This window comes from Mycoplana sp. BE70, from assembly GCF_031455855.1.
Taxonomy (GTDB): domain Bacteria; phylum Pseudomonadota; class Alphaproteobacteria; order Rhizobiales; family Rhizobiaceae; genus Mycoplana.
Genome location: NZ_JAVDTM010000007.1, coordinates 321,439 through 338,537 on the forward strand (window position 1 = coordinate 321,439; position 17,099 = coordinate 338,537).

The following is a 17,099-nucleotide window of genomic DNA, read 5'->3' on the forward strand; positions in this document are numbered from 1 at the left end:
AACGTCAAGGCGATCCTGAGGCGACAAGTTAGAGTAGCGACGACCCCCAGCACGGTTTGCGGCAGGGGGTCGTTACACTCAAGCTGACATAACGGCTTTGGCAGACGATATCAGCCTGAATCGTTCCTTTGCCTCCATCTTGCCAATCCACTTACTTGCTTCCTGTGACGGCCCCTTAAGCAGCATGTCGAGTGTGCTCTGCTTTAGCGATCCATCGGCGACCTTGGCTGCCAAAAGGGCAGAAGCCAGTTCCTTTTCTGAAATGTCGCCCACGCACCAGCGCTTCTCGAAAAGCGTCATGATGAAATCGAGGATTTCGGATTTCACATGCCGGCGATCCGGGCGCCATTTTGCCAGGAAGCCCTCGATGACGATCTCATAGGATGGCCAGTAGAACGTCATGCCCTCGAACTCTTTCGCGGTCATCACCTTATCAATCGCCATGCGCAGCGAAGCTTTGGAAATAGAATTGGCCGACGTGCTAGGGACAGGCCTGAAAGTTGCGACGAGAGGGATAGGGGAAAGCGTTACGATGACCTTGGCCTCAGGCCGGTGCCTGCGGATGGTTTGCAAAATAACCCGCAAGTTCTCGTAGTTCTCATCGATGGAGACGGTTCGAAATCCATGTCTTGCCGGGTCGAACTGGTCTTGTGGTACAGCCCGCCAGAACACTTCACCGGTCGGCTTGTCATGCCAGACCTCGGACAGCCCGAAGGTCAGGACAAACACGTCCGTTTCGCTGAAAATCCTGAGAGTTTCCTGCCGGATACTCTCGTCGTATTCCATGCTTTCGGCGCTGTAAGAGTGCCAGACCGGAATCTGCGGTGGCTTGTTTTCAAAGGCCCATTCGATCTGCTGACGAATTGCATAGGACGTTACCATGCCTTCGCCCATCCGAACGACATAGGCGGGCGAGTCTTTTTCCGCAGCATTGAGAACATTATAATGGCGCTTCGCGAGCCATTTGCTGATGTTCGCAGCGAAGCAACTGCCAAAGGCGGTAACGCGTGATTTCGCGGTAATGACGGGTTCATGCGGTGCGAAACTGCCCACAAAGTAGTCAGAATACCCGTTCCAGTCCTCCAAATGTGAAAGCGTCGGGCCGAAGTTGCAATCTTCTCCGCGATACCATGTGTACGTCACGCGCTGCGCCTTACCGCCGTCTTCGAAATCGACCATCCCCAGGCCGGTCGGATCATGCTTGATCTGCTGCACTGACATTGATCACTCCCGTTATTTTAATGTGTGGATGTTGCAGAGTGAGCTGTGAGGTTCACTGCCCGATATTACTGGCCATACGGCTGGCGGCAGATGTGAACCCTCCAAGTCCATGCTGGCGCCTTCCTTGCCTCCTGCTCCTGTCCGCAACTGGCTGGCCTCCCGTATAAAAGCCGTCGCGGCCCTCGGCCGTCGTCAGCCACGCATGACATTCGTTTTTCGAGACGGACTTCTTCAATTTAACGCCTTTGCACTCCTCGCTATTTATGATTTATCTCCGCTGCAGAGACAAGTTATGGGGGAATATTATGCCAATTGGGGGTGCCGTCACGCTGTTGAGTCGTGAGGCTATTACTGGATGGGTGGTAGATACGGAAGCGGAGAGCCTGCCGACTGTCGATATTTTTGTCGACGGTCATAAGGTGCGGACCATCAAGCCGACGTCGAAAATGAAGGGTTTTGAAGAGTTCCCCTGCAAGGGGATGGCACAATTCAAGTTTCGTGTAACGCCTTCGTTTGCTCAGTACATCCACACCGCGCAATCACTTCAGTTTCGCGTGCGCGACAAGGTTTTGCCCGTAGTTGAAAACAAGTATCGAGTAATTCGAGCCGACAGGCGGCAACCTGTCGAAGAGTTAGTTGACCGTCTGAAAGTAGGTTATATTGTAACCAAGACCGGGAAATTCCGCCTTTCGGTTCATTTGGATATCGAATGGCAGCATAAAGTGCTTCAATTCTACGCGCGCGCCCGAGAAGTATTTAAAAGTAAATATGATCTCGACCTACCGATCGCCTATGGCACCCTCCTGGGACATGTTCGGCAAGGCGGGTTCATCCCTGGAGATGATGATTTCGACACTACTTACGTGTCACGTCACACGGATACTCATGCCGTAAAACGCGAGATGATCTCGATCATGCGCGACCTCATTGGGGCCGGGGAAACCGTAAAGCTAGCGAAGCGAAAAAATTTCTTCCATTGGGCGGACAAGGATCTAGGCGTCACAATCGACGTTTTCCCTGCTTGGTGCAGGGGCGACATGTATTTTCAGTCTTTCGCCGTTGGAAGTGAAGTTGCGAAGGAAGTAGCTAAAGGTTTCACGGAAGAAACTCTCTGCGGGATGCCAGTCCTTGTTCCTGTTGAAAAAGAGAAGGTGCTAGAAGGTACGTACGGGTCAGAGTGGCGTACCCCAGATCCCATGTTCCAATGGGTCGTAAAAGACCCGGCTGCCTATGAGATGGCCAAGCTCTCCTTGACTAAGGAAGAAGCAAACGAGATTTATTGGGATCTGAACTACAAAGATCTGAGCGTTAACCCGCCCTCAAGCTTCGCAAATGCGGTCCAACCAAAGATCGACAAAAGAATAAAGGGCTTGATTGATCTTGGTTGCGGTAGCGGCCGGGATACGACTTTCGTGTCGGGTGGCTTGAAGGCTCTTGGTTTGGACTATGCCCACACGGCAATTGTAGCAAACCGTGACAGAATGTCCCGAGAGGGCGTTACTAACGTCGCTTTTGAGCAGGTTGACGTTCGCGAGACAGAGGCGCTGACTTCAATAATCAAAGCCTTCTCGAAAGCGGCTGGCGGTCCCATTGCTGTCTACTCGAGATTCTTCCTCCATAGCATCGACGATGCGGGCGAAGCCAGCGTACTGCGCGCAATCAAGGATGCTTTGCCAACAGGGTCATCGGTGTTTCTTGAGTTCAGGACACATCTCGACCAGCACCTTACCAAGACGCATGGTGGTCACTATCGAAGATTCGTAAATCCTGACGATTTCGAGAAGAGGGTCGCAAATCTCAAGGTCTTCGAAATTGTGCAAAGACAGGAAGGACAGGGCCTTGCGACCTACAAGGACGAAGATCCACACATCGCACGCTTTGAACTGAGAAAGATTTCGCGCCGGCCGGTGAAAAAGACTTTCTGGAAAACGATGCGGAACAAAGTCGGGTTCTAACCCCGCCACCAACAGGCAGGCCGCCCCGTCGTTTTGGGCGGCCTTTCTCGCGCCTGATGTTGTCGGCTGGCGCCTGTCGTGAACCGATCAGCGCTCCGTGCTGGCCTTCGCGCGCCTGGGCTTTGCGCCATCTCCATTTGGCGCGCCCCACACTGCCCGATATCACTGGCCATACGGCTGGCCCCTAACCACGGCGTTCCTCGCGAGCGTTCGCCTTCGTGTTCGCTACTCCCAAAAGACACTCCCAAAAGACCATCCACGACCACGTCAAAGCTTGGCCGCGCGTTCATGCGCGACCATGAAGATAACTATCTGACCTAAAAATCTCTAAAGGACCCACCATGGACAAAACCGTACCCCCCGGCGCGGCGCTTCTGCTTGCGTTCATCTACCAGACCGAAACCAGCAGGAAGGCGCCGGAATGTTACAACGTCATCTACGGCCACAACCAAGACAAGCTGCCAAAGCCGCTCACCTCTATGACCTATGACGAGATCGTCGATTTGCAGCTGAGTTGGACGAAGCGCTTCGGCTCCAGCGCGGCTGGCGCCGCCCAGTTCATGCGCGCCACCCTTGTCGACCTTGCCAAGGCAAATCCGTCACTGCGGGGTGATCAACCGTTCGACCCGGATCTGCAGGACAGGCTTGCCTACAAGCTGCTCGTTCGGCGCGGCTTTGACCTGTTCATCGAGGGTAAGATGAGCCGCACGGCGTTCGGCCAGCGTCTGGCGCAGGAGTGGGCGTCGCTTCCTGTACTTGCCGCCACTAAAAGCACCCATCGTAACCTCAAGCGTGGTCAGTCCTTCTACGCAGGTGACGGATTAAACAAGGCGCTGGTCAAGCCAGAGAGGGTCGAGTCAGTCCTTGATCGAGTGCTGGCGGTTGGTCGGGGCGGCGCGGTTCTGGACCCGCACGAGGGGCGGGTGCCGAAGCCTGCGAAATGGCGAAAGCCGGTGGCACAGTCCGGGCGCTTCTGGACATGGCTGCTCACTGCTGGCGGAACGATCATCACGGCGCTCAAGGAGTTGAACGTGGTCTCGCTCGACTGGCGGGTGCAGATGGCGATCCTCGCCGTCATCGTCGGCTTCGCCATTTACGCGATCACCTCCATGCCAGCCGTTCGCAGTGCGCTGGGGTTGAAGTGATGCCCTCCCGACTGTCATTCGCGGCCGGCGCGTTTTTGGGCGCCTCGGCTGCGATTGTCGCCTTCGCAACGCTCAACGCGCTTCTGTGGCTGCCTACCGCCAGGAATGAAGGGCGCGATGCGGAACGGGCCGACGCCCTGAGACGCTCCATCGAAATCATCCAACAGAGGAGTCGCACAAATGCGGAAGTCAACGCTCTTGATGCTCGCGGTATTTGCATCGCTCTTGGCGGCCGGTGGGTGCAAGGCCACTGCGAGTGACGTGACGGGCGCAGGGTTCGAGGTGCTGACGCTCTCGCAGGCGACACGCGCCTTCGTCGTCGCCAATGACCTGTCGTTTGCGAGGCAGATCGCATCTCATAACCGCACCTGCCGGCAGATGGCCGGTTGCGCGAAATAGGAGGCACAATGTCCCTGCCCGGAGTAGACGCCGCCGTACATCAGCAACTCGGGTCTCTCGATGCCAAGGTTGATCGTATCCTTGCCGATCAGGAACAGGCGCGCGTGGATCGCAAGCAGCAATATCAGACTGCCGAGATGACGGAACGGCGTATCGACGATATCGCGCGGGACTTGGCGACGGTAAAACAACGGCTCGACAAGATGGAGCCGATTACGGCCGACATTGGTCGCTGGAAAGAGCGGTTCATTGGCATGCGACTTTTGATTGTCACCGTCGCCGCGGCCTTCGGCGCTACGCTCGCCACGTTCGGGAAATGGATCGCCATCAAGCTCGGATTTGTATGATCACCACGCCCAAATTGACTGCCCGATGCTTTTGGCGAGGCCGGCGAACGTCGTCAACAGCGTCACTACAATGAGCGCGTAGATCCACCACGGATCGCGCCTCATCGGTTACCCTGTGCTCCAGCACCATCAGTCCGTCGCTCCCTTGCTGGGGTTGTAGCCGCAACGCCCACACTCTTGCAGTCAAAATGGTGGCACCGGTGCTCCACACGGACGCTGTCCGTCTTGGGCTTCTCGTCGCCCCTTTACCGTGCCCACTTGTCGATAAAAAAGTCCCCTCTTGTGTGCGATCATAACGTGTGCTTGAAAGCAAGCTAAGAATAGCCTTCTCTCCAGAGTTGCTGCTTCACCTTTTTGGAATGCTATAGGGCGGTTATGAAGCTGAAATTAGGTAAGTACGATCTCATATTCAAGAAGAGGCCCCGTCCGAAACCTAAGCCAATAAAGGTTATTCAGCCATCGCTAAAAATACTGAATCCTGAGCTGTTTGAGCGGGATGCCGGAGATGTCAGAGTAATCCTGTACCATGGCGATGCAACGCTTGGATCTGAACACATCTATCGTCAGTGGCGAGCCGAGTTCATTAAATCTGGCGTTCCCTTCATCGGGCTTTTTCGGGTCCGGAATATTTTCGAGAAGGTGATTCTTGAGTTCCCCGATGACCAAATTGTGTTGCTCGTCGGTAATGAAGAAACGCCGACGTTGATGTCTCGTATGCCGGCGCTACGAGCGGTCATGCACACCGGAAATCCGGGCAACATTATTCACCTGATTCAATACGGAGACCTAAAGCATTGCTTTATTGGTCACGGCGATAGCTACAAGAATGCTTCCGCATCGAAGACCTTCAGGGTCTACGATGAAATATGGGTCGCTGGCCAAGGGCACATTGATCGTCTCCAACGTTTCGGATCGAGTTGGCGGTTCCGCATTGTTGGTCGACCTCAAGCAAAAGATTTTATGTCTAGCGCAGCACCTGAGACGCTCACAGCTTGCTACCTGCCAACATGGGAGGGTCCGAATGTCAGAAACGAATATTGCTCTCTCGAGTTTGCAGAAGCCATTTCCAATGTCCTTCGCGAGACGTTCCAATCGGTCCATGTGAAGCTTCATCCGTGCACAGGATTTCGGCTCAATAACCTGACCGACGTTCAGCAGAAAATCGTCGATACCGGCGCAAATCTTATCGACGTCAGTGCCCCGATCGACGCCGTGATGAAGAATTCATCAATTTGCGTGACTGACGTGTCGAGTGTAGTTTCCGACTGGCTAACCAGCCAACGCCCGGTCTTCGTCTACGTGCCGAAAGGTGTTGATCGCAGCTCGCTTCCGATCAACACCTATTGCTACATTTATTCCGATATCGGTGAACTTGAGGCGCTTCTCAATAGGGTAGTGGTGGAGGGTGACGACTGGCTTGCAGCCGAACGCGCAGTGGCCTCCGAATATTTGGTGTCATCCGAGGCAACGAAAACGGATCAGTTCGTCAGGCAGCTTAGAGATGTGGCAAATATGTAGGTATTATTAGCGCCGCGCTCTTCTCAGCAAGCGGGGTTACCGACGCTGCGGCGAAGGAGACGGTGAAGTGGGCCAAACGAGGAGGAGGTGCTTTTCTTTTGACCGAGAACGATACCCCCGACGTCGTCGAGAACTCTCTTTCCGAAAGTGGCGTTCAGGTGTGTTGGATCGGCATTATAGTCTCGACCCGAAAGCCGAGTAGCCCCGACGGCGTACTCACCAAGCGTCAGGCAGCCATCGGTGATTGTATCTTCAGGCTGAAGAAGCAGAGTAGCCCCGGCGGCACTTGCGCGCTCTCTCCATTTGTCACGGCAGAGACCCGTCGCCCACCTGGCAGCGGCTTGGCCCTTCTTCGACTTGATCCACTGATAATCAGCCCGCAGGAGGAGGTTTTCGTTCGGAAGTGGCGCCGGTGCCAAGATGATCAGTTTACCGCACCCTTTGATCAAGTTAAGTACGTGCGCCGCCGCTCTTTGATCATTGATGGCATCAATGAGTGCGCCGAACGCCGGTTCCGAGATCAGGCGAGAGCCAGCGCAGAAGCGAAGGTCCATAGGCTGAAACTCAGCTAAAATTGTTAGAGCGTCGTGGGATCGAAGGCCTAGACCATATACCACGATTGCATCAAAACGGTCCAGGTTGACCTCAGTCAGACCGCCAGACGTTTTTTCGAACCATTCGCGAAGCCGTTGCCCGCGGGGGACAATCTTCTGGCCATTGCCCTTCGCACGGAGACCTCGAAGTCCAGCAGCCGGAGCGCCGATGAAGGTGGGGCGCCAGCCGTCAGGCGGCGCTTTATCGGCGGCGAGTTTGAGCATGTTCACATGGGAGTTGGCGAATATGCAGACGTTAAGCACTGAAGGTCTCCAGCATTGCTTCTTCACATACGATATCATCCTTCGACAGAACTTTCTCCTTTGAGGGCTTTTTCTTGATTGCCGGATGCTGTGAGAAAAACACGCGCATTACGGATCGGACGCCCTGGTCTTCGACAGTCCTAAGGTTCGAAGAGTAGAAGAAGCCCTTGGAGAAGGGGGTGGCGATCAACTCGTAAGAGGGGAAATAGTCGATATCGGCATAGTCCTCGGCAAGTTCGCCGGCAACAGCTCTCAGCACGGATTTTGAGTAGGTGGTTGCCGAAAGCACGTGACTTTCACTGGCTGTCGCGATGAGCGCAACCGGTGAAACTGTCACGATGAATTTGGCCGTTACGTTGCGCTCCAGAACGAGGGATCGGAATTTCTCGAATGACGCCCGGATCTCGGAGGTACGATAATTCTTGAACTCGTACACCTTTGGGTCATATGTCCCCGTAATCGTTCCCGGCGCAGTTGGGTAGCAGGTTCCGCTTTCCCGATGGATCCATCCCTCAGTGAGGCCAAAGGTGAAGACAAAGATGTTCGCCGTTTCGACAACCTCCCGAACCGCCGCAAGGTGTTCCTCACGGTGAGCCTTCACCTCGGCAGGAGAGGATAGGCCGCAAGGCTCTACACTGGGGCGGAACGCATCGTAGTAGCGTCCTTGCTTTTCCCACACGGGTTCGCTCGGCGTGAAGAGGCCGTACGCCTCTTCGACCAGCTGCAAGAGCTGCTGTGCATAATAGATGTTCCCGTATCGAGCAGAATAGGTACGCCAGCCAAATTTCCTGGCGGCCGCATCGGTTATGCCGTTCGGCGCTGGTTCTGCATCGATCACGTTGTAACCAGCTGCGCGCAGGTGTCCGCCAATATGTTGAGCGAAGCAACTGCCGGCCGTCGCGATTTTGTCAGTCGGCAGGATACGGAACTTTCGCTTGTAAAGATCAATAATTGAAAACGGATGTTGTTCGCTGACACCCGTTTTCCAAAAGCGCTCTGGTGGGAGCGACTGGTATGGCGATTTCATGATCAGACCCCTTAAACATTGGAGATAAGCTAGAAGATAAGCGATCAAGAGGTCAACCGCTCGGCGTTGGCCAACATCGCGGCTCGGCGTCGTGCTCGTTAGTAAGAGCTGATCCGGCTCGCACGAAAGACTCCGGCGTGTGCGGTACGCCGGGCAAGCACACACTTCTTGGGGCTTGAGGAGGGAAGGGAGAAAGCCACTTCAGTCGTACGTGCAGCACCTCGTCACCACCACCCGACCAACTGCCCAACGAGAATGATGAGGCCGGCGGCGACAGACAGCCCGACGACAGCCATCAGCACGTAAAGCCACACCTCGTCGCTCATCATCCCCGTCTCGCCTTCATGAGCCCGTTCCAGCGGCAAGCGTGGTCGTTTCTGCTCGGCCATACCATGACGCCCTGAGCGGGCCTAAATCCCTGACCCCGTCGAGGCACGTGGGGTTCCACTCCCGCCAACCCTGCACATGGCGCTCGACCCGGCCAAATTTCCGCTCACCCCAGCCGGCGAAAATGTGGTCGGAGTGCTCCTCCTTGATCCAGTGGTGGCGGGGGCGGGGGCTGTCGTCGTCGGTCATAGGTTCCTCTTCATGCATGCACGGAGAGAAGGATAGTGTGATGGCGAGAGTTTTACAGCGCGCCATTAACTCATTAATGTTGTTTGGGCCGGACCGGCGTTGTTCTGCAGCCAAGCCGTTGACGGAAAAGGAAGGTCGCGAGCTTCCCAAGCTGACAGTCCAAAGCTCTTCAATGGGACGCGCACCCCGCCTAGCCTCAAGAGGCGGTCAACCAGCACTCCTTCTGGGGCGCCTTCTAATTCTCTCAACCAATCCGCGGTTCCTGTATTTGGATATGCTGAACAGAATGAGGCAGACGATGGCCGTTGCGATGCAGCCCGGCGTGAGAAGCAATGTTGCAATTTCAGTGCGCTCCAGCGGCTTGAGTGGGTCTCCGAGCTTTTCCAGGGCGGAAACCATCGCCGGCACAAAGGCGAGGGCTGCACCCAAGGCGGTAAAGCCGATCGTGCCGACAACCCCGTTTTCCGGTTGCGAGAGTTGGTCCAGCTCCTGATCCAGGATCACATGGTAGTCGACGTTTTCATCCATGGAAAAACGCGGAGTTGGATTCTTGATGATGGGACTTGGCGGCTCAACCGTCGCACCTGTTATACTGGGAGCACCGACCACACGTTTCCTCATGCTACGCGCTTCTCGCTAATAGTAATGTTGACGAGGCGAGTGGGTTTGTCATCTCCAATGGTGTGAGTGGTTAGTGCGTATTGGAACATCCAAGCGCCAGGTCTTATTGCGCCGTTGCGGTCCAAGGACTGGCCGCCTGTTGTCGTTTCCGCCCGAATGATCCCTGAGACTGCCATCCCAAGCGAGCTACCAAAATTGGTGAGCTCGATGGTGAAAATGCCATCGGAAAAGCGAGGAAATGCAGACGTTGGTAACGCGGCGTCCGTGACAAAACGAACATCGAGTATGATGCCATTTTCAAGAGTGAGGCGGAAACTAGTCTCTTCATCGACTAGAACGATTTGCCCGCTATAGATCACAGCCCGATCGGCGATCTCCAGCATCTGTTTGCCTCTTCTGCGTGTGGGAAATGCTCGGTGCGAGTGTATAGAAAGTCGAGCGGCCATTGGCAACAAGGCTTCAGCTTGGAAATTGCGATCAATTGGTGGGGCTAACTATTTTCCACATTGGCCGGCTCGCAGTGGGACAATCGATCTAGAAAGCATAACAAAATCAAAGAGCGGTTTTCTGTCCCACTTTTCTGCAAGTGCCTGAAAAGCAAGACTTTCCAGTAGCCCTCCGGGCCCACCATCTTGTTCTGTTACCCCTGCGTGGGGATATAGAGCTTCTGTCGCCTTCTGGCAGGCACTGTCACATCGGTCGGATGTAGCTGTTGCTGCATTGCGCGGCACGGCTGAAGTCGGCCTGCGCACCGCCGCGCCTTCGAGACGAGCATCGCGTCTGACCTGCCGTTGATGCGTGGCGACCGCGCAGTGCGGCATGATCAGAATGGTGGCGATCATCACGGCGGCTGCCTTGGTTATTCTGGCTGGCTGCACCGGCAACGGGCGCGGGAGCCAATCAAACCAATTTCAGAATACCCGCAAGCGTGGGCGCTGGGAGACTGCCTTGATCGGAGGGCACAACAGTTCGCATCCGCCGAAGGTAGCCCTCTGGAAATAGGGACCAGTCGAAGCGCTCATCCTGGCAATGAGAACGCGAGTCCAACGCCGCAGTTCTATCCTCAAGCTTCCGGCGCTGCGAGAACAGGCCGGAGGTGAGCGCTAGGCCCCGCGCCAGTCATTCCGGAAGCCCGGCTAGACGGTATCCCTCCAGGAAATGCTGCCGCAGGTCCTCATTCCGGAAGGGCTGGGTGGTTGACCAGTGCCGGATTGTGAACGTTGGGTTGCTTATCATGAAGAGCTCCGCCTCGCAGCGCGCCTCCTCTAGGCGCCCTAGTTTCGCTAGGCTCGCTGCGAGCAGGCGGCGCGATGTCGTGCGGTAGGTTTCCGGCCTGCGCAGCGTCTGGACCGCCGCCTCATAGTCGCTGATCGCATACTGGGCCTGCCCGAGCTGCCAATAGTACCAGCCGGGCGGGTGCGGGTTGAGCCGGAGGGCCTTGCGAACCTGCTCGATACCCTCAGTAGGCCTGCCGCCGAGCGTCGTTAGGTCCGAGCGCATTGCCCATGCGTCGGCATGGTTTGGATTTAACTTAAGGGCAACGTCGAATTCGGCGTCCGCCTCGGCCAAGCGGCCCTCGTGGCCCAGGATGATGCCCAGCACCCAGCGATTCCCGGCATCCTTGGGGTCGAGGACGACTGCCTGTTGGGCTTCGGCCAGAGATCGTGCGCGACTGGGCTCCGACTCGCCCCAAAACTCCCAGCCCAGCCACAGGTTCCAGGCCAGCCAGCGGTGCGCCTCCGCATACTCCGGATCAAGCGCGATGGCTCGCTCCAGCAGGAAGACCGCCTCCTTTGCTGCGACCGCCGTCTGCATGGCGAGACTCCGTGCACGAATACAGAGTTCATAGGCTTCTATGTTCGCCGGTCGGTTGCGGGCCGGCACGGCCATAAGCCGCCCTACCAGGGCCTCGACAATCTTGCCGCTCACCTCATCCTGCACGGCGAAGATGTCTTCCAGGGTGTGATCGAACCTCTCGGCCCACAGGTGGTCGCCCTTGATCGCATCGATCAGTTCTGCGTTGATGCGAACCCGACCCGCTGCCCGCCGGATGTTCCCCTCGAGCAGATAGCGCACGCCCAACTCGCGGGCGATGTGGCGCACGTCTTCGTGGCGATCCTTATAAGCAAAGGCCGAGTGGCTGGCGATGACGAACAATCCGCCCCTTCTCGAAAGGTCTGTGATCAGGTCCTCGGTTAGGCCATCGACGAATGCCTCCTGCTCTGGATCGTTGCTCATATTCTTGAACGGCAGAACAGCAATCGAAGGCTTGAGCGGTAGCGGCAACGAGCTTTGTTCCGTTGCGCGTTTCTCGCCTAACGCCGATGATCCGATGCGGTATACTGGAACCGGCTCGGCGATGTTCTTGACCGCCTGTGGGCCGAGTTCGTCGAAGGCAAAGGTGAGCTTGCGCTTGATCTGGTCGTAGGCGCTGCCGGAGACACAGATGTCGCCCGGCCCGGCCATGACCTGAAGCCGCACCGCGAGGATAACGCCATCCCCGAAGAGATCGCCACCTTCGACGACCACGTCGCCGAGATTGATCCCGATTCGAAGGACGATATGGCGATCATTATGGAGACCCTGATTGGCCGCCACCATCTCCTTCTGGATATCAACGGCGCACGTAACGGCATTCACCGCGCTGGCGAACTCGACCAGAACGCCGTCGCCCATCAGCTTGACGATGCGGCCGCGATGGTCGCGAACGAGCGGCTCCAGGATCCTCTTGCGGCGCGCCTTCAACGCGGCCAGCGTTCCCTGCTCATCGAGGTCCATGAGGCGGCTATAGCCGACCACATCGGCCGCCATAATCGCTGTCAGGCGCCGTTCGACCTGGGGCGGCATCATACTAACCCTGACGATTCATCCCGTGGCGCATCAATCCGTAGTATCGGAGATAATAGCTCAGCACGGGCTCCGCGACGACCGTTTGTGGTGCCGATCGTCTTCGCGACCTCGCGTTTGCCCATCACGTAAGAGCCCGACCTTGTTATACAGATCAACTTGCGATCCTTGCCCCTGTCAACACGGCCGCAGTACGGCGTCAACCGTCGTAAAGTGCTGCCCCCTAACTGGATCAATGAATGTCCGCATTGCGCCGCCTTTTCGGTCATAGGATCATCGGTCGCGGTTGCTGCAAACAGACATGACGCAGTGACAACGCGGGTCGCGGTCGCGCCCCTGTAGTGCGAAACCTCCACATGTCTACCGGATTGCGCGGGCGTACCACGCGTTCGACCGTCGCACCGAATGCCACCTTTGTGCCTGGCTTTGGCAGCGCATCATTTGACGGTAATAGTTTTCGGTTGTGACCGACTTCGGTTCTGGCGAATGAAATGCCTGATTTCCCATATTTACTTTTATTATTATATAATGCAAATTCCGCGATGTTCGGCTCAGGAGGTGAGCCCCGCGATGCGAGGAGGAGAAATCGCGATGCGCAATTTCGTGAAATACGGTTTGATGGCTGCAGTGGTCGGAAGCGCTTTGAGCTTCGGAAGCGTCCCGGCGGCCGCAGAGGAGCTTGAGCTGACCATTACTGCCCCTGCAGGCGCGGGCGGCGGCTGGGATTCTGCATCTCGTTCACTGCAGGAAGCCATGATGGCGACAGGCAATGCAAAGAGCGTGCAGGTGGTCAACGTTCCGGGTGCCGGCGGCACTGTCGGCCTTGCCCAGTTCATCGGGTCGGCGAAAGGTAGCCCCAATCAACTGCTCGTCTCAGGCATTACCCTTGTGGGAGCCAGCATTTCCAACAAGTCTCCCGTCGATCTGACGCAGGTGACGCCTCTAGCGCGCCTCACCGGCGATCCATTGGTCATAGTGGTACCGAAGGACTCCCCGATCAAAACGATCGACGATCTCCTGGCCACCATTAAGACGGACGTTGCCAAGACGATCTGGGTCGGCGGGTCGGCCGGTGGTGCTGACCATATTCTGGCAGCTCTGGTCACCAGGGCGGCCGGGGCAGATCCGGCCAAGATCAACTACGTCGCATATTCCGGTGGTGGTGAGTCTCTCGCGGCAATGCTTGGCGGCCAGGCGACGGCCGGTGTTTCCGGCTATGGCGAATGGGAAGGCCAGATCAAGTCTGGCGATCTGAGGGCACTGGCGATCTCGTATCCGGAACCGATCGAAGGTATCGAAGCAAAGCCGCTCAAGGCGCAGGGACTCGACATCGAGCTGGTGAACTGGCGCGGTATCTTCGCCGGTCCGGATGTCCAGGGTGCAGATCTCGATGCGCTTAAGGCTGCCGTGGACAACACAGTTAAATCGGAACAGTGGCAGGCAATCCTGAAGGCCCGCGGCTGGTCCGACTATTACGCGCCCGCCGATGAATTCAAGACTTTCATCGCATCAGAGAATGACCGCGTCAGGGCCATCCTGACCTCCATTGGCCTTGCCGATTGATCTGACGCTGGAAGGGAGGGGCTCTGCTCCTCCCGCTTGCGATGAGGACACAATGACTTCCAGACCGATTCACACTCCGAACCGTCCCCCGGCGGTGATTGCCGTCGTCTTGTTCGCGATCGCAGCTATCACCTACTGGGACGCCAGTCAGATGACGACCCGCGCGGCCTATGGGATGAGCGCGAGTGCCGCGTCCTATTTCGTCGCCCTCCTGTTTGCCGTTCTTGCGGCCGGGCATCTGGTTTCCGCTTTCAAGCCCTCTGATGTCGAAGTGGAAGTCGCGGACTGGAAGGCCGTTGGCTGGATCGGCCTCGCATTGTGCGGGCTCATTGGCTCGATATGGCTTGGCGGTGGTTTCATCCTCGGGGCAACCCTACTGTTCGCTCTGACTGCCCGCGCTTTCGGCCGCCGAGCGTTCCTGGTTGACCTCTGTCTCGGGGCCGCTATCGGCGTGTTCGTATTCCTGCTGTTCAACAAGCTGCTGACGCTCGCGCTTCCGCAAGGCCCGCTCGAAAAGCTTTTCTGAGGTTCGTCAGATGGATTCCATTTCCTTCCTCATCGAGGGCTTTGCGCTCGCGATCCAGCCCGCAAACCTGGTTTATGCTGCGATCGGCGTGATGATTGGCACGGCTGTCGGCGTTTTGCCGGGGATCGGTCCGGCGTTGACCGTCGCCTTGCTATTGCCAGTGACATTCAAGCTCGATCCGGGCGGCTCGATAATTATGTTCGCCGGGATCTACTACGGCGGCATGTATGGCGGTTCCACCACTGCAATTCTTTTGAATACGCCCGGTGAAAGTGCCTCGGTCGTTACGGCCCTCGAAGGTAACAAGATGGCCCGATCGGGCAGAGGCGGTCCGGCACTTGCAACCGCGGCGATAGGATCGTTCGTAGCGGCTCTCATAGCCACTCTTGGCCTTGCCTTTCTGGCTCCGATACTGGTCAAGGTTGCCGTGAAATTCGGTCCCTGGGACTATTTCGGTCTGATGCTGATCGCATTCGTGACCGTCTCTGCGACCTTCGGTTCTTCGCCGATGCGCGGACTCACGAGCCTGGCGTTCGGGCTCTGGCTCGGCCTGATGGGGATAGATCAACTCACCGGGCAAGCCCGGCTGACGTTCGGCGTTCCAGAACTCCTTGATGGCGTGGAAGTCACCACCTTGGCCGTCGGACTGTTTGCAATCGGCGAGGCGTTTCTGGTGGCCTCCCGCCACTTCCATAAGCCGGACAAACCCATTCCAGTGAAGGGATCGATCTGGATGACGAAGGAAGACTGGGGACGCTCCTGGAAGCCCTGGCTTCGAGGAACCGTTCTCGGCTTCCCGATTGGCGCATTGCCGGCCGGCGGTGCCGAAATCCCGACCTTCCTCAGCTACAATATCGAACGCAAGCTGAGCCGGAAGCCTGAGGAGTTCGGTCAGGGCGCAATCGAGGGTGTAGCCGGGCCCGAGGCCGCCAACAACGCATCGGCAGCCGGCACACTCGTCCCCCTTCTGACGCTCGGACTGCCGACGTCGGCGACCGCCGCAGTGATGCTCGCCGGGTTCCAGCAATATAATATCCAGCCAGGTCCATTGCTGTTCACCCAGCATGCCGATCTGGTGTGGGGGCTGGTCGCCAGTCTCTTCATCGCCAATGTTATGCTGCTCGTTCTCAACCTCCCGCTGGTCGGCATGTGGGTGAAACTGCTCAAGATCCCGTTGCCATGGCTTTATGCTGGCATTCTGGTCTTCGCATCGATGGGAACGATTGCGGCCAATCCATCTGTCGTTGAGCTCCTCCTTCTGACGGGATTCGGCGTCATTGGTTTCCTCATGAGGCGATACGACTATCCGATAGCGCCGGCTGTCGTCGGCCTGATCCTCGGCCCGCTCGCCGACAACGCACTGCGTCGATCCTTGCAGATGAGCCTTGGTGATCCGATGATCCTGTTCCAGCATCCCAGCTCCGCGATCATGCTCGCCATTGCAACGATCGCCTTGATTGCGCCCTTCATCTTCCGTGGGTTGTCGCGGTTCCAGCACGACGAGGATTGACGCGCGGGCGCTCGTGCCGACTAAGTCATGAGCAGGATGAACTGCTCCGATTGTCATAGTGAAGAAGAAGTGGCTCGAGACGGACATGGCAAGAAATAGCCTCTCACCTCAGATCAGCACGAGCATCATCGAGTTCGTGCGGGCCAATGGCATGCGAAAAGGCGAACACCTGCCGTTGCAGATGCTTGCTGATACGTTTCGTGTTTCCCGTGCGCCAGTCATGAGTGCGCTACGCAAGCTGGAAGAGCGGGGTATCGTCCGTGCCGAACCCAATCGCGGATATTTCCTCGGGATGGATAGCGATAAGATCGAGGTGGCAAAGGAGGACGGCGGCGAACATCCGGAGGGCGACGAGGCCGTCTACTTCCGGATCGCGGAAGACCGCCTCTCTGGCGCTCTCAGCGAACGGGTGAGCGAAAGCGAACTCATGCGTATGTACGATCTACCGCGTACGAGGCTTTTGAAAGTCCTCCATCGCATCGCCGACGAAGGATGGATCGAGAGGCTTCCAGGAAACGGATGGTCGTTTACAAGAACCCTCACTTCCCGTCAGAGCTATGAGGAGGGCTATGTCTTTCGTGCCGTGATCGAGCAGCAGGCCATGTTGTTGCCGACGTTCGAGCCGAACAAGGAAGGCTTTCTCAAGGCGCGTGAAACACAGACGGCGCTGCGCGACGGCGGATACGAACACTGGTCGCGCGCAGAGATTTTCAAGGCGAACAACGACTTCCATGAGATGCTCGTTGCCTGCGCAGGAAACGAATTCTTCCTGGATTCCATCAAACGCATCAACAGACTGCGCCGGCTTGTCGAATATCACATCACGATCGACAGAAGCCGCTTGCCGAGGCAGACGACCGAACATCTGCATATCTTGGACCTGCTCGAAGCCGGTCGACGAACCGAGGCGGCCGCTTTTCTGTACACCCACATTATGGGCGCAGGTCGCATAAAGGCCCCGCAGGTCTAATTCGCATGCCAACAAGC

The 17,099-nt window shown here is 57.1% G+C and carries 16 protein-coding genes; 9 read left to right on the top strand and 7 right to left on the bottom strand.

Annotated features, from left to right (window positions below; genetic code table 11):
* Positions 1-78 precede the first annotated feature (78 nt).
* Entirely contained in the window at positions 79-1,221 is a 1,143-nt protein-coding gene (locus J2Y48_RS15515; RefSeq protein ID WP_310419744.1) for a GSCFA domain-containing protein, read from the bottom strand.
* Positions 1,222-1,526: 305 nt separating this feature from the next.
* Here J2Y48_RS15515 and J2Y48_RS15520 point away from each other — a divergent pair, with 305 nt between their 5' ends.
* The 5 genes from J2Y48_RS15520 to J2Y48_RS15540 all read left to right on the top strand — a co-directional run bounded on the left by J2Y48_RS15520 (position 1,527) and on the right by J2Y48_RS15540 (position 6,585).
* Positions 1,527-3,176: a LicD family protein gene (locus J2Y48_RS15520; protein WP_310419746.1), complete on the top strand. Its 1,650-nt coding sequence runs from the start codon at positions 1,527-1,529 to the stop codon at positions 3,174-3,176.
* 341 nt (positions 3,177-3,517) lie between these two features.
* Complete coding sequence (locus J2Y48_RS15525; RefSeq protein ID WP_310419748.1) at positions 3,518-4,321, top strand: hypothetical protein; 804 nt, start codon at positions 3,518-3,520, stop codon at positions 4,319-4,321.
* A gap of 180 nt (positions 4,322-4,501) precedes the next feature.
* Positions 4,502-4,720: a hypothetical protein gene (locus J2Y48_RS15530; protein ID WP_310419750.1), complete on the top strand. Its 219-nt coding sequence runs from the start codon at positions 4,502-4,504 to the stop codon at positions 4,718-4,720.
* Positions 4,721-4,728: 8 nt separating this feature from the next.
* On the top strand, positions 4,729-5,067 hold the full coding sequence (locus tag J2Y48_RS15535; protein WP_310419752.1) for a DUF1515 family protein: 339 nt from the start codon (positions 4,729-4,731) through the stop codon (positions 5,065-5,067).
* Between the two features lie 375 nt (positions 5,068-5,442).
* Complete coding sequence (locus J2Y48_RS15540) at positions 5,443-6,585, top strand: CDP-glycerol glycerophosphotransferase family protein (protein WP_310419754.1); 1,143 nt, start codon at positions 5,443-5,445, stop codon at positions 6,583-6,585.
* Between the two features lie 23 nt (positions 6,586-6,608).
* Here the strand turns inward: J2Y48_RS15540 and J2Y48_RS15545 are convergent, their stop codons facing one another.
* The 6 genes from J2Y48_RS15545 to J2Y48_RS15570 form a co-directional block, all read right to left on the bottom strand.
* Positions 6,609-7,442 carry a hypothetical protein gene (locus J2Y48_RS15545; RefSeq protein WP_310419756.1) on the bottom strand — a complete coding sequence of 278 codons (834 nt, stop codon included), beginning with the start codon at positions 7,440-7,442 and terminating at the stop codon, positions 6,609-6,611.
* Positions 7,435-8,469, bottom strand: coding sequence for a GSCFA domain-containing protein (locus J2Y48_RS15550; protein WP_310419758.1), 1,035 nt, complete (start codon positions 8,467-8,469; stop codon positions 7,435-7,437). Before J2Y48_RS15550 ends, J2Y48_RS15545 begins: the two co-directional genes overlap by 8 nt.
* 224 nt (positions 8,470-8,693) lie before the next feature.
* Positions 8,694-8,858, bottom strand: a complete 165-nt coding sequence (locus J2Y48_RS15555; RefSeq protein ID WP_310419760.1) for a hypothetical protein — start codon at positions 8,856-8,858, stop codon at positions 8,694-8,696.
* 394 nt (positions 8,859-9,252) lie between these two features.
* A complete protein-coding gene (locus J2Y48_RS15560; protein WP_310419762.1) occupies positions 9,253-9,666 on the bottom strand; it encodes a hypothetical protein in 414 nt (137 codons plus the stop codon).
* Positions 9,663-10,049 carry a hypothetical protein gene (locus J2Y48_RS15565; RefSeq protein WP_310419764.1) on the bottom strand — a complete coding sequence of 129 codons (387 nt, stop codon included), beginning with the start codon at positions 10,047-10,049 and terminating at the stop codon, positions 9,663-9,665. Before J2Y48_RS15565 ends, J2Y48_RS15560 begins: the two co-directional genes overlap by 4 nt.
* A 736-nt stretch (positions 10,050-10,785) precedes the next feature.
* The gene (locus J2Y48_RS15570; protein ID WP_310419766.1) at positions 10,786-12,516 is read right to left on the bottom strand and encodes an adenylate/guanylate cyclase domain-containing protein; all 1,731 of its coding nucleotides are present in this window, start codon (positions 12,514-12,516) and stop codon (positions 10,786-10,788) included.
* A gap of 588 nt (positions 12,517-13,104) precedes the next feature.
* On the opposite strand from J2Y48_RS15570, the gene J2Y48_RS15575 reads away from it, so the two are divergent.
* The 4 genes from J2Y48_RS15575 to J2Y48_RS15590 all read left to right on the top strand — a co-directional run bounded on the left by J2Y48_RS15575 (position 13,105) and on the right by J2Y48_RS15590 (position 17,082).
* Positions 13,105-14,076 carry a tripartite tricarboxylate transporter substrate-binding protein gene (locus J2Y48_RS15575; protein ID WP_310419768.1) on the top strand — a complete coding sequence of 324 codons (972 nt, stop codon included), beginning with the start codon at positions 13,105-13,107 and terminating at the stop codon, positions 14,074-14,076.
* Between the two features lie 52 nt (positions 14,077-14,128).
* Complete coding sequence (locus J2Y48_RS15580) at positions 14,129-14,602, top strand: tripartite tricarboxylate transporter TctB family protein (RefSeq protein WP_310419771.1); 474 nt, start codon at positions 14,129-14,131, stop codon at positions 14,600-14,602.
* 10 nt (positions 14,603-14,612) lie between these two features.
* Positions 14,613-16,112 (top strand): tripartite tricarboxylate transporter permease, encoded by a 1,500-nt coding sequence (locus J2Y48_RS15585; protein ID WP_310419773.1) that lies wholly within the window; start codon positions 14,613-14,615, stop codon positions 16,110-16,112.
* An 85-nt stretch (positions 16,113-16,197) separates the two neighbouring features.
* Positions 16,198-17,082 (top strand): GntR family transcriptional regulator, encoded by an 885-nt coding sequence (locus J2Y48_RS15590; RefSeq protein WP_310419775.1) that lies wholly within the window; start codon positions 16,198-16,200, stop codon positions 17,080-17,082.
* Positions 17,083-17,099: the final 17 nt, after the last annotated feature.

Excerpts from the sequence above, each read along its gene's own strand:
- J2Y48_RS15570 (WP_310419766.1), bottom strand. The coding sequence starts at position 12,516 with ATGATGCCGCCCCAGGTCGAACGGCGCCTGACAGCGATTATGGCGGCC.
- J2Y48_RS15515 (WP_310419744.1), bottom strand. The coding sequence starts at position 1,221 with ATGTCAGTGCAGCAGATCAAGCATGATCCGACCGGCCTGGGGATGGTC.
- J2Y48_RS15520 (WP_310419746.1), top strand. The coding sequence starts at position 1,527 with ATGCCAATTGGGGGTGCCGTCACGCTGTTGAGTCGTGAGGCTATTACT.
- J2Y48_RS15535 (WP_310419752.1), top strand. The coding sequence starts at position 4,729 with ATGTCCCTGCCCGGAGTAGACGCCGCCGTACATCAGCAACTCGGGTCT.
- J2Y48_RS15555 (WP_310419760.1), bottom strand. The coding sequence starts at position 8,858 with ATGGCCGAGCAGAAACGACCACGCTTGCCGCTGGAACGGGCTCATGAA.
- J2Y48_RS15575 (WP_310419768.1), top strand. The coding sequence starts at position 13,105 with ATGCGCAATTTCGTGAAATACGGTTTGATGGCTGCAGTGGTCGGAAGC.
- J2Y48_RS15525 (WP_310419748.1), top strand. The coding sequence starts at position 3,518 with ATGGACAAAACCGTACCCCCCGGCGCGGCGCTTCTGCTTGCGTTCATC.
- J2Y48_RS15590 (WP_310419775.1), top strand. The coding sequence starts at position 16,198 with ATGGCAAGAAATAGCCTCTCACCTCAGATCAGCACGAGCATCATCGAG.
- J2Y48_RS15565 (WP_310419764.1), bottom strand. The coding sequence starts at position 10,049 with ATGCTGGAGATCGCCGATCGGGCTGTGATCTATAGCGGGCAAATCGTT.
- J2Y48_RS15560 (WP_310419762.1), bottom strand. The coding sequence starts at position 9,666 with ATGAGGAAACGTGTGGTCGGTGCTCCCAGTATAACAGGTGCGACGGTT.
- J2Y48_RS15540 (WP_310419754.1), top strand. The coding sequence starts at position 5,443 with ATGAAGCTGAAATTAGGTAAGTACGATCTCATATTCAAGAAGAGGCCC.
- J2Y48_RS15585 (WP_310419773.1), top strand. The coding sequence starts at position 14,613 with ATGGATTCCATTTCCTTCCTCATCGAGGGCTTTGCGCTCGCGATCCAG.
- J2Y48_RS15530 (WP_310419750.1), top strand. The coding sequence starts at position 4,502 with ATGCGGAAGTCAACGCTCTTGATGCTCGCGGTATTTGCATCGCTCTTG.
- J2Y48_RS15550 (WP_310419758.1), bottom strand. The coding sequence starts at position 8,469 with ATGAAATCGCCATACCAGTCGCTCCCACCAGAGCGCTTTTGGAAAACG.
- J2Y48_RS15580 (WP_310419771.1), top strand. The coding sequence starts at position 14,129 with ATGACTTCCAGACCGATTCACACTCCGAACCGTCCCCCGGCGGTGATT.